We start from the raw sequence: 11095 nt of genomic DNA, 5'->3' as shown, positions 1-11095 counted from the left end.
CTCCCCGTCCATCACTGTTCCTGCTTTCTTTCCTCCACTTTTAAGATCTCTCCCCTGACAATCTCTGCAAACTTTTCGTTGTGCAATAGCTCAAATGCTGTGACTGCTTTTCCCATCCAGGAAATGGCTTCTTCATGCCGGCCGAGCTGATCCAAAACATCGCCTTTCTGGTAGTTCAAGTTTCCAAAAAGGTACAGCAGCTGGTGCCTGATGCAGGTCTCAATCCCGAGATCACACATTTCCAGCGCTCTTTCGTATTGCCTTTCCCTTGTCAGCAGCTTTGCATAATTATAGTAAACTCTCAATTTCACTTTATTGTCAGTGAAGTATAAATGCCTCTTCATTTGAGTAACTAGCCTGTTATACAGTTCTATCGCTTCTTCATTGTCCCCATGTTCGGCATAAATGGCAGCCATACTGTTCAATATTGAAAATTCGCGCTCCGAATAGGACTTGCCAGTCGTTCCTGTTTCCTCCAGCGCTTCTTCCATTGACGAAATCGATCTCTCCAGATCGCCATCTTGATAATAAGCACAGATTCCTTCATGCCATAGCAAGAACTGACGGCTGTCTTTTGTCGCAAACAGCGGATTCTTCTTTTCATGGCGAACCATCTCTGCAGCACTCTCGTAATCTTTTTCCCTGACAAACCGGCGTAATTGTTCAAATACTTCCTGCACATACTCATGCCGTTTCGTTACAGAAGAGTCGATGAAGTAATTAATATTCACACCGAACCGCTCAGCAATTTGGTAAAGCAAGTACGCTGATGGAATGACATTCCCCTTTTCGATCCTGCTGATCATTCCCTGGTCGCAAATGCCATCAGCCAGCTCTTTTTGGGTAATGCCCAAATACTCACGCAGCGTTTTTATCGACTGGCCGATTTCAAACTCCATTCCAGGCCCTCCTCTTCCTCTATATGTATATTTTCATATTATCTGATTCACCGTGCTGATTTAAGGACAAATCCCTCAAAAAGCTTTAAAAAACCAACCGTAACGGCAAATCCATATCTTTCCGTCATGTAGTACATTATATTCATCATTTTATAGCAAAGGAGGCGGATTGTGTGAGGAAATATCTTATTGTGACAACGGTTGTTAGTCTTTTTATCCTATCAGGACTTGGCGTGCTGGGGAATGGGCACAAGCAAGAAACAGCTGAAGGGGAAATCGTTCCGCAAAGTGATGCATTGCCGTTTGAACATTAAGTACTGTTTCGGACCCTGGCAAAATTGAAAACCGCAGGAAATCCTGCGGCTTACCCATCACTCATCCGGTCTCTGCCCGGTGCCATGGCTTCATTCAATTCTTCTTTTGCAATCACATTTTTACCGGAATGGAGACCGTCACTGCCAGGTTTCCCTTTCATGCTGCCGTTTTGTCCTGTTGGACGCTTTTTCTTTTTTGTCATGCTATTGTGCTCCTTTCCTGGAAAGTTAAAAATAGCATGTGCAGCACCAGGGTCTGTTATGCTTCAGCCAACCTCACAGCTCACTCTTCCTGACCTGCCGTAAAGAAAAAGCGTTTTTCAAGCTTGAATTCACCTTCTTCAAATGTCCGTTCAATGAACATAATCCCGTTATTACTGTCAACCGTCATTATCGTTGACGCCCTTGTCCCGTACTCCGGCCTTTTAATAAAAACAGGGGACAGCGACCGCTCCCACTCCAGCGGAACACCGGTATCCGGCAAATCCGCATCGTTTGCACGCTCTTCATCCCCCAGCACTTTAAATAAGCATTCATGCATCGTATCTTCTGCATCGTTTCCAGTGCATGCTGAAATGCCCGCCTTCCCGCGGACTGTCTTCGGCCATGGGGTATCCAGCAGGGCATTGCTGAGGCTGTAGATCCCCGGGTCGAGTTTTCGGATGACCGGATCATAGTTCGAGTAATAAAAAAGGTCATTAACCGTTCCAACGATAATGTTAAATCCTTGATAATCATCCTTTTTCTTATGGAGTGCTTCAAGAAAGTCCCCGGGCGCATCACTGCCGGCCAAAAAGTCTTTCACGATATTACCGCGTGAAGCTTTCCCTGCCTGTTTTTCGGCAGGATTGCGATAATTCGTAAGTGCGGCGAACCGGCCGCTTTTTGTAACCCCCATCCAGGTACCCATCTGTTCAAGATCTCGCCCCGCAAGAATTTCAGGATGATCTTCCCAGAAACTGGCGGATTCCGTTGGCCGTCCGTAAAATTCATCACGGTTAGCGGCCAGCACCAATTTATATTTTCCTTCTCTTTGATAAGCAAAATTGATCAGGCACATGCCGGAAATCGTCTCCCCTCTATACATCTGCTATTTTCATTATACCTCTCCCGGCTTTTTCTGATGAGCGATTTGTTTCGTTTCAATAGGCACACCCCATGGACCTTGCCGAAAGCTTCTTTCGGCGTTTGCCTGGAAGTTTGACGGATTCACAAAAGTGGAATGGTTCAGTAGATTTACAATCTCTTTGCCCTCTTTAACGTTTTGCAAAGAGGAAAAAGGTGGCAAATAAAGAATATGTTATCGTAATCATACTATAAGGAGGTTATTTTAATGGAAGAAAAATATCCAGTTTTAGACGGAGCCGAACCTTTTTATTTTGAAGGAAGCGATACAGGGGTTCTTGTCCTGCATGGGTTTACCGGCACAACCCAGAGCATGCGCTATCTTGGCGAACAGCTCCGTGATGCAGGTTACACCGTTTGCGGGCCCCGGCTGAAAGGGCACGGCACCCATTATGAAGACATGGAAGAAACTACATCCCAGGACTGGCTCGCCTCTGCCGAAGAAGGTTACCAGTGGCTGAAACAGCGGTGCAGCCAGATTTTCATCACAGGCCTGTCAATGGGCGGCACCCTGACACTTCATCTCACCGCTGACCATCCTGAAGTGAAAGGGATCATTCCAATCAACGCAGCTGTCGACATCCCTGAACTGGAACAGCTAAGAGGCGCCTCTGAACCAAGATTCCTTGATGCAATCGGTTCAGACATTAAAAAGGAAGGCGTCACCGAACTGGCATATGATAAAACACCACTAAAAGCGGTCCAGCAACTGTTGACATTTATGGAAAAAACACGGGACAGGCTTGAAGACATTAAGTGCCCTGCCTTGATTTACCGTTCTGTTGAAGATCATGTCGTACCTCCGCTTAATTCCAGTATGATCTATAATGAAATCGAATCGAAAGAAAAGGAAATCATCGACCTGCCGGAAAGTTATCACGTGGCAACGCTTGATAACGATCAATCAGCCATTGCAGAAGGCTGCATTGCCTTCATTAAGAAATATTCTTGATATTTTTATAACACAGCCTGACTGGCAAATCGCTTTAACACAAAACGGCAAGCCGGATATATCAATATACCCGGCTTGCAAGTTAGCTGTCTTAAAAAAGCTATTTCCATTCTAATTATGAAACTGTCGCTTCACTGTTGCTTCCTTCAACCGCTTCTATTAAAAGATCGACAATGTGGACGGCCCTCATTTCGTCTTTGAGCCCTTCCCTTTCGATGCCCAGCTTCATTTGCAGCAGGCAGCCCGGATTGGCAGTGACGACGGTCTTCGCTTTCGTCGCCTTCGTGTTTATCATTTTCCGGTCAAGAATCTTCATAGACATCTCTTCATTTACAATATTATATATGCCGGCTGAACCGCAGCAGCTGTCGGCCTTTTCCATTTCCACATATTCAGCACCGTTGATAGCTTGAATGAGAGCGCGCGGTTCCGCGAAGGTCTTCTGGACATTCCTCAAGTGGCAGGAATCCTGATATGTCACAATCTGCCGGTCAATCTTCAGTTCTTTTTCAAAGAAGCCAAGTTCCATCAAAACGTTGGATATATCGCGGATTTTGCCAGCAAAACGTTCCGCCCGTTCGGCCCACTCAGGGTCACCCGCAAGCAAATGATCGTAATCAACCAGAAACGCACCGCAGCCTCCGGCATTCGTGACAATATAATCTGCATCCGTCTGCTCAAAAGCGGCTATGTTCCGTTTCGCAAGTTCCTTCGACTTATCTTTTTCGCCGCTGTGGCCGTGAAGGGCGCCGCAGCAATTTTGCGTATTCGGAATGACGACTTCGCTCCCTGCCAGTTGGAGCAGCTTCATCGTCCGGTTGTTCGTTTCAATAAATATGGTATCCATCAGGCAGCCGGTGAAGAACGCAACCTTTTTCTTCTGCGGTGCGAGAGCCGGCAGATGCTCAGGCCGGTCTTTCAGTTTCCGGTATGACGGGACCTTCGGAAGCACTTTTTCCATTGTCGACAGGTTGTCAGGCAGGATGTTCAGTATGCCGGTTTTCTGCGCGAGCTTCTGGACGCCGGAGTGCTGGTAAAAGGACAGCAGTCCGCTGAATGCCCGCATCCGGTTCTGATATGGGAAAAGCTGATTGAATACGACGTTCCGCAGCGTTTTAACCGGTACAGAAAACGTTTTATTCTGATTGATGATGTCACGGGCCTGTTCCAGCAGCTGGCCGTAATTGACGCCGGAAGGGCAAACCGTTTCACAGGCCCGGCAGCCGAGGCATAAATCAAGCGATTTCTCAACGTCTTCATCCGGCTCGATCTTTCCGTCGACGAGCGCACGCATGACGGCAATCCGTCCGCGCGGTGAATGGGCCTCATCATAGCCTGATTCGATATATGTCGGGCAGGATGGCAGGCAAAATCCGCAGCGCATGCAATTGAGCAATTCATCTTCATTCATTTTTTCCTGGAAACCTGTCTGGATCTTAAGCTGTTCTGTGCTGTTCAATTTGTCACCACCACCCGTTTCCGTTCATTTTTCGCAAACATTTTGCCCGGATTCATTATGTTATTCGGATCAAATGCCTGTTTGACCGATTTCATCGCGGCTATGCCTGTTTCACCAAGCTTCAATTCGAGATAAGGGGCCTTCATCATGCCGACACCGTGTTCACCGGTAATTGTGCCGCCGAGTTCGATCGCCTTTTCAAAAATCTCGGCGAATGCCTGTTCTACGCGGTGGATTTCGTCTTTGTTCCGTTCATCGGTTGGACAGGTCGGATGCAAGTTGCCGTCTCCTGCATGGCCGAATGTGCAAATTTTTAAATCGTATTTCCGGGCGATTTCATTGATCGCCTTCACCATATTGGCTACCTCGGACCGCGGAACAGTCGCATCTTCAAGGATTGTGGTCGGCTTCAGCCTCGCAAGCGCCGACAGTGCGTAACGCCTCGCTGTCGTCAGGCTCGCAGCCTCTTCCGGTGTCTTCGCCAGCTGGACGGATGAAGCGTGTTCAAGCCTGCAGATCTCCGCAATTTTTTCTATGTCCCTGTCAACCACTTCCGGCGGGCCGTCCTGCTCAATCAGCAGCACTGCTTCAACATCAGTCGGAAGCCCGATCTGGACATAATCTTCAACAACTTCCAGTGTCGGCTGGTCGAGGAATTCGAGTGTGGCCGGAATGATTTTAGAAGATATGATTTTGGAAACCGTGCGTGCTGCCGCATCGATATCCTGATAAAGGGCAAGCACCGTTTTTTTCGTCTCCGGCATCGGGATCAGCTTCAATATCGCTTCTGTCACGACGCCGAGCGTTCCCTCAGAACCGACGAACAACCTTGTCAAATCGTACCCGGCGACATCTTTGGCCAGTTTTCCGCCGGTACGGATGATGTCCCCGTTCGGCATGACAATTTCCAGGCCGATCACATAATCGCGCGTAACACCGTACTTCAATCCGCGCAGTCCGCCCGAGTTCTCACTGATATTGCCGCCGATCGTCGAAATTTTCATCGAGCCTGGATCCGGAGGGTAAAATAACCCTTTCGGCTCGACAGCATTGATGATGTCAAGCGTCACAGCGCCGGGCTGCACCGTCACAGTCAAGTTTTCTTCATCAATCTCCAGGATTTTGTTCATATGTTTAAAGAGAAGGACGACTCCTCCTTCGGTCGGAGTGGTTCCAGCACTCAAGTTGGTTCCTGAACCGCGCGGTACGACAGGGATGCCGTATTCATTGCACACCTTAACTACACTTGATACTTCTTCTGTCGAACGCGGAGAAATGACGGCATCAGGCATGGCCTGATACTGAGGAGTTGAATCATACGAATATACAAGGCGGCTCACATTTGAGTCGTTATAATTCTCTTTTCCGACAATCGAAATGAACGCATCTTTGGCCTGGCTGGAAATCATAAAAAAATACCCCCTTTGGTCTACTTCCATGATAAAAGAAGACAAAGGGGGGTATCTATGTATGATTATACGAAAAGAAATCGTTTTCAGCAGGTAATCCTTGTTTATTCATCCAATAGAAGCATAGCTATATAAAGTGTGACAAAATCTTTGGACCTCCTTGGATTCAGTCCTGTCACCTCTTCGATGCGCTTCAGCCTGTAATGTAGTGTGTTGATATGGATATGCTGTGCAGAGGCTGTTTTTTTCAGCGACTGGTCCTGTTCAAAAAAAGCTTTCAATGTATCCAGCAGCTCCAATTCACACAGGAGCGGTTTGATTGTGCGTTTGAGGAATACTTCCCGGCTGTCTGAAGTAATGTCCTGAAGCACGATTTCCAGCTGAAGCTCTTCTTCAAAGATGATTGTCCCCTTTTCTTCTGCAACTGCAAGAGCCCGCTCTGCCTGCGTAAAAGATTTCCGCATTTCTGACGACCTGGAAACAGACCCCACGCCCGCTGTTATCAAAACGCCGAAACGTTCATAGATCAAGCGCTGCAGTTTGACAAGGGAATCACGGAGTGCATTTTTCCTAAACGGACTCGACGGGTCGGCCTCTTTTAAAAAGACAAACCGATCAGTCCCCCACCTCACAAGCACATCATCAGGTGCCTGCTCAAGCCACCTGGTCACAAAGCTCCAGAAATTTCGGTCCATTAACTGTTCATCCTGTGGAATTTTGATGAGTACGCAGGCCCGATCTTTTTCCAGGTCGATTCCAAGAAATTCACCGCGGTTGTAAAAAGATGAAGAAGCGTCACGCTGCTGGATCCAGTCAAAAACATACGCCTCTAGTGTCCGTGCCCGCCAGTCGATTTGTTCATAATAATAATTTTCCTGGAGCAATAGTTCAGTCATCTTCCGGACAAGTTCCCCATACGGCGTCACTTTTCCCGGCTCACCGGTAATCCCGATGACCCCGATGACGCTGCCGTTAAAAAACACCGGAAGATTCATGCCTGCCTTCACACCTTTCAGCCGTGATTCATCGGACTTGCTGATAATAAGAACTTCCTCTTTTTCGCTGGCAATTTTAGCCCCTTCATGAAAATTGCCGATCCGGCTCTTATCCGTACTGGCCATTATGATGCCGTGTACATCAGTTATCAGGACTTGTTCATCGATAAGTTTTCGTACTTCATATACGATTTTACCGGCCATTTCAGGCATTAGCATTGGGGTCCCCCCTTCGGTAGCGGTTTGTTTTTAGAATACAGGGTTTCTTTCCATCCTGCCACTTTTCTACCGATCGCCCTTTGTGTCGAAATAGTGAAACTTTTGCCGTATTTTTGAAACCGATTTCAAAATTCCGCTTGATTAAGGAACAATTTTCGGGTTAAGGTAAAACATGAAAAACTCAGGTCATCAGATGTTTAAGTGTTTAGCATATCTGATAAGAAACAGCCCAATTGAATGGGAGCAGGCGAAATGCATTATTACATAGTCAAGCGCACCTGTCCAGTTATGCTGCCGTAAGGCCTGAATGGTTGCAGTCGGTTTGATGGGAAAAGTAAAAGGGGGAAATCTTCATGTTGTTGTTAGTTTCTTTAAGTGCCATTATTGCACCTTTCATCTTTTTGGTGCTGCTGCGGATGCCAGCGAAACGAGGAATGCTCTTTAGTGCCATTATCGTTATTTTGTTAGCGCTTACCGTTTGGGGTGTCGATTCCAAAGTTGTATTGGCCTCAATCCTGCAAGGGTTTCATAAGGCCGTCACAATCCTGCTCATTTTATTCGGTGCAATCGTCCTATTGAACACACTCCGCCATACCGGTGCAGTCGACCGGATAAACCGGGGCTTCAGTAATATTTCACCTGACATGAGGGTTCAGACCGTCATTGTCGCATTCCTGTTCGGTTCTCTTATTGAAGGGGCTGCCGGATTCGGTACGCCTGCCGCAGTAACAGGCCCGCTCATGGTCGCGCTCGGATTTACTCCGCTCGCCGCTGCTACAGTCGCTTTGATCGCTGACAGTACCGCTGTATCGTTTGGCGCAGTAGGTACACCTGTCCTGGTTGGATTAAGCAACATTGAGGGCGCCGATCTTGCAATGTTCAAGGAAATCAGCGAACGTGTTACGCTGATTGACCTCTTGCCGGGTACACTCGTTCCATTCATGATCATTTTTGTATTGACTGTGTTTTTCGGCAAGAAAAAAGACTTTTCCGGTGCATTCGCCATGCTGCCATGGGCATTGCTCGTAGGACTCAGCTACACTGTTCCTGCTGCCGTGTATGCGGCGCTGTTCGGTCCTGAGTTCATTTCAATCCTAGGATCGCTCACAGCAATGGCAGTGGCGACATTCACAGCGAAAAAAGGCTTCCTGCTGCCAAAAGATACCTGGCGTGACGCAGAGGCGGAAGGTCATACCGTAAAACCGGAGACAGGCAACATGAGCCTGCTTTCTGCATGGAGTCCATATCTTGTTGTTGTCGGATTGCTCTTGCTGACCAGAATCGTACCTGCTGTTAAAGAATTCACAGTGACATACGTTGATTTAAGCTGGACAAACATTCTGGGCATCGAAGGCATCACATCAGCCTGGCAGGTGCTGTATTCGCCTGGAACTGTTCTTGTGCTTGCTGCCGTAGTGGCTGTAATTGTTCAGCGGAAATCATTTAATAATTTCACGAAAGCTTCAAAGGAGTCCCTCAAGTCCATCGAAGCTGCTGCGCTGTCACTTCTATCGACACTTGCGCTCGTACAGGTTTTCACGAATTCCGGCATGAATGCAAATGATTTGATCAGCATGCCGCAGTATATCGCTCAATCGCTGGCAGCGACGTTCGGGTCAATGTGGTTCTTTGTCGCTCCGTTCCTTGGCGAACTCGGCGCTTTCATCACTGGAAGCGCAACGGTTTCGACGTTGACCTTCTCTCCGATCCAGTACAGCGTTGCCATGCAAACAGGACTTGACCCTAATATCATCCTGGCTCAGCAAGTAATCGGCGGGGCGGCAGGCAACATGATCTGTGTGCACAATGTCGTTGCTGCATCTGCGGTTGTAGGATTGAGCGGCCGCGAAGGTGATATCATAAGGAAGACACTCGGACCTGCAATTTTGTACGGCATCTTAGCAGGTATATCCGGTTTCATTCTGACGCTCATATTCTGATCGCAAGACGAATAAAACTGTGGTTTCAAATTTGTCGAAAAACCAGAAGAAGCATTCCCGTATGACGCGGGAATGCTTTTTGTTATCGGGCTGAATTGCTGCCAGCCTCCATTTTCCAGTATATAAGGTCCTCTGCTTCTTTCGCCCTGTAGAATCCTGATTTTTCGAGAACCCTGATTGAGGCCGTGTTGTCTTTTAAGCAATCAGCAGTGATCCGCTCGACGCCCGGCTGATTCAGTCCCAATTCGGTGAGGGCCTTCGTGATTTCTGTTGCATATCCATTCCCCTGGTAAGCAGGAACTATGCTGTAGCCGATTTCAACTTCCCCCCGGTCAGGTACCCCCTTAAATCCAGCATCTCCGATCAGAGTTCCGGCGGTCTGGTGAATGACAAGCCCGCTCCAGCCGGAAGATTCAGGATTCTCTTCCCTCTGCCGGAGAAGAAACGGAAAAATATCTTCAAAATCCCGTTGCGGCCAGTCTTCCGCAACATGATAGCCTAGCTTTGCCGCAAGCTCATTCCGACCTGCCATTGCCGCTTTAATTAAATCCACTGTGAAAGACACCCATAACAATCTTTCTGTCTTAATAACCGCCTTCACGGCCCCAGCCTCCCCTGTCTTCTGTTTCATTTCCATTATTTGGGCCCATCTTTCACTTTAGTGCGGCTTCACCTGCCGGTCAAGCTTTTTTGTATAAGCTGCCTCCCCCATGTCAACAATGATTGTTAACACACGAGAGGGGGCTTCCCGTTTGATTGATCCGCATTTAAAAATTGAACAGGCAGCGATTACGGATATCCGTTTCCATCAAGGCCGCATGTTTGTTGAGGCTGTTTTCCAAAAAACAGACGAACCTCCGCTAAGCAGATCATGGAAAATCACTCTGCTGGCAGACAGCACCAAACCCTGGCAGGCAGTCGAACTTCTTGTCTTCAACCCCGAAACAATGGAATACAACGCAATCGGCGGCCTGTACTCAAAAAAACTGGCCGACACCCTGGCAGCACACGTAGAACAAGCATTGAAAAACGAAACCGACGACGCAATCGGCGGCCTGCTGGCCTGACCTGCCAGCGAATGCAAGGCAATTGCCTTGCATTTTTTCCTGCTTACAAATATCTATAACACTTATTTTTTGTACGGTTGACTAAAAGGAACATAGTTCTTCTGGTATATTTTTGTTTGCCCCTAAGTACTATACTTATAATTATTTTTTTATTTCTATTAGTTGATGAAGGGGGATTTGTGTGGGGATTCGTTTCATGAAGTTGGCTGTTTTGTATTTCCTGGTCGGTATGGGGATGTTTATGTCGATAATCCACAAGTTCGAGTATGCACCATCGCACACCCATATTAACCTGTTGGGCTGGACATCTCTGGCGCTTGCCGGTGTCATTTACCATCTTTTCCCCGACGCGGGTGAAAGCAGGCTTGGGAAACTGCATTTTTGGCTCCACAATCTTGGCCTGCCGGTATTCATGAGTGCCCTCATCGCAATCGAAAGCGGGGTAATGGCTGCAGAGCCGCTGATCGCACTTGGCGCCAATGTTACATCTCTTGGAATCTTATTGTTCGTCATCAACGTTTTTTTGAATGTAAAACAGGAGAATAACGATGCCGGCAAATTCAATAATCTGTCTGTCTAGTTTCTGAAGCTGAGGCATATGTTCCCTACACAACTTTGAAAGCAGCCGTTTATCGGCGGCTTTCTTTTTTCTAATTGCCAGGCAATTGCCTGGCAACTTTTCCTTCTAAAAATTTTTGCCGCTCGTAAATTTTGTT

At 47.5% G+C, this 11095-nt stretch carries 12 protein-coding genes; 5 read left to right on the top strand and 7 right to left on the bottom strand.

The features are described from left to right. Positions 1 to 11: 11 nt before the first annotated feature. Entirely contained in the window at positions 12 to 899 is an 888-nt protein-coding gene (locus A4U59_RS19950) for a helix-turn-helix domain-containing protein (RefSeq protein ID WP_070121812.1), read from the bottom strand. Positions 900 to 1072: 173 nt separating this feature from the next. On the opposite strand from A4U59_RS19950, the gene A4U59_RS21520 reads away from it, so the two are divergent. After that, a complete protein-coding gene (locus tag A4U59_RS21520) occupies positions 1073 to 1213 on the top strand; it encodes a hypothetical protein (RefSeq protein WP_157888234.1) in 141 nt (46 codons plus the stop codon). 50 nt (positions 1214 to 1263) lie between these two features. Here A4U59_RS21520 and A4U59_RS21515 read toward each other — a convergent pair whose 3' ends face one another. Beyond that, positions 1264 to 1416 (bottom strand): hypothetical protein, encoded by a 153-nt coding sequence (locus A4U59_RS21515; protein ID WP_157888233.1) that lies wholly within the window; start codon positions 1414 to 1416, stop codon positions 1264 to 1266. Positions 1417 to 1496: 80 nt separating this feature from the next. Beyond that, positions 1497 to 2300 (bottom strand): NRDE family protein, encoded by an 804-nt coding sequence (locus A4U59_RS19945; protein WP_342670213.1) that lies wholly within the window; start codon positions 2298 to 2300, stop codon positions 1497 to 1499. A 246-nt stretch (positions 2301 to 2546) separates the two neighbouring features. On the opposite strand from A4U59_RS19945, the gene A4U59_RS19940 reads away from it, so the two are divergent. Beyond that, complete coding sequence (locus A4U59_RS19940) at positions 2547 to 3290, top strand: alpha/beta hydrolase (RefSeq protein WP_070121810.1); 744 nt, start codon at positions 2547 to 2549, stop codon at positions 3288 to 3290. Between the two features lie 115 nt (positions 3291 to 3405). Here the strand turns inward: A4U59_RS19940 and A4U59_RS19935 are convergent, their stop codons facing one another. From A4U59_RS19935 to A4U59_RS19925, 3 genes are all read right to left on the bottom strand, one after another. Next, complete coding sequence (locus tag A4U59_RS19935) at positions 3406 to 4749, bottom strand: (Fe-S)-binding protein (protein WP_425388929.1); 1344 nt, start codon at positions 4747 to 4749, stop codon at positions 3406 to 3408. Next, positions 4746 to 6158: a glycolate oxidase subunit GlcD gene (gene glcD, locus A4U59_RS19930; RefSeq protein ID WP_070121809.1), complete on the bottom strand. Its 1413-nt coding sequence runs from the start codon at positions 6156 to 6158 to the stop codon at positions 4746 to 4748. The genes A4U59_RS19935 and glcD overlap by 4 nt, the downstream gene beginning before the upstream one ends. 104 nt (positions 6159 to 6262) lie before the next feature. After that, a complete protein-coding gene (locus tag A4U59_RS19925; protein ID WP_070121808.1) occupies positions 6263 to 7372 on the bottom strand; it encodes a CdaR family transcriptional regulator in 1110 nt (369 codons plus the stop codon). A gap of 353 nt (positions 7373 to 7725) precedes the next feature. Between A4U59_RS19925 and A4U59_RS19920 the strand changes: the two genes are divergently transcribed. Next, positions 7726 to 9312: an L-lactate permease gene (locus tag A4U59_RS19920; RefSeq protein WP_070121807.1), complete on the top strand. Its 1587-nt coding sequence runs from the start codon at positions 7726 to 7728 to the stop codon at positions 9310 to 9312. A gap of 82 nt (positions 9313 to 9394) precedes the next feature. On the opposite strand, the gene A4U59_RS19915 is transcribed toward A4U59_RS19920, so the two are convergent. After that, positions 9395 to 9913 carry a GNAT family N-acetyltransferase gene (locus tag A4U59_RS19915; RefSeq protein ID WP_070121815.1) on the bottom strand — a complete coding sequence of 173 codons (519 nt, stop codon included), beginning with the start codon at positions 9911 to 9913 and terminating at the stop codon, positions 9395 to 9397. 151 nt (positions 9914 to 10064) lie between these two features. On the opposite strand from A4U59_RS19915, the gene A4U59_RS19910 reads away from it, so the two are divergent. Both A4U59_RS19910 and A4U59_RS19905 read left to right on the top strand, forming a co-directional pair. Then, complete coding sequence (locus A4U59_RS19910) at positions 10065 to 10379, top strand: hypothetical protein (protein WP_070121806.1); 315 nt, start codon at positions 10065 to 10067, stop codon at positions 10377 to 10379. A gap of 181 nt (positions 10380 to 10560) precedes the next feature. Further along, positions 10561 to 10959: a cytochrome-c oxidase gene (locus tag A4U59_RS19905; protein ID WP_070121805.1), complete on the top strand. Its 399-nt coding sequence runs from the start codon at positions 10561 to 10563 to the stop codon at positions 10957 to 10959. The last annotated feature ends 136 nt before the right edge of the window (positions 10960 to 11095 follow it).

The sequence above is a fragment of the Bacillus marinisedimentorum genome (genome assembly GCF_001644195.2).
GTDB lineage: Bacteria > Bacillota > Bacilli > Bacillales > Bacillaceae_O > Bacillus_BL > Bacillus_BL marinisedimentorum.
This window is presented reverse-complemented; position numbering and strand designations above follow the sequence as displayed.

Bases quoted from the DNA above. Each gene is read 5' to 3' on its own strand.
- A4U59_RS19950 (WP_070121812.1), bottom strand. From the start codon at position 899: ATGGAGTTTGAAATCGGCCAGTCGATAAAAACGCTGCGTGAGTATTTG.
- A4U59_RS21515 (WP_157888233.1), bottom strand. From the start codon at position 1,416: ATGACAAAAAAGAAAAAGCGTCCAACAGGACAAAACGGCAGCATGAAA.
- A4U59_RS19945 (WP_342670213.1), bottom strand. From the start codon at position 2,300: ATGTATAGAGGGGAGACGATTTCCGGCATGTGCCTGATCAATTTTGCT.
- A4U59_RS19940 (WP_070121810.1), top strand. From the start codon at position 2,547: ATGGAAGAAAAATATCCAGTTTTAGACGGAGCCGAACCTTTTTATTTT.
- glcD (WP_070121809.1), bottom strand. From the start codon at position 6,158: ATGATTTCCAGCCAGGCCAAAGATGCGTTCATTTCGATTGTCGGAAAA.
- A4U59_RS19925 (WP_070121808.1), bottom strand. From the start codon at position 7,372: ATGCTAATGCCTGAAATGGCCGGTAAAATCGTATATGAAGTACGAAAA.
- A4U59_RS19920 (WP_070121807.1), top strand. From the start codon at position 7,726: ATGTTGTTGTTAGTTTCTTTAAGTGCCATTATTGCACCTTTCATCTTT.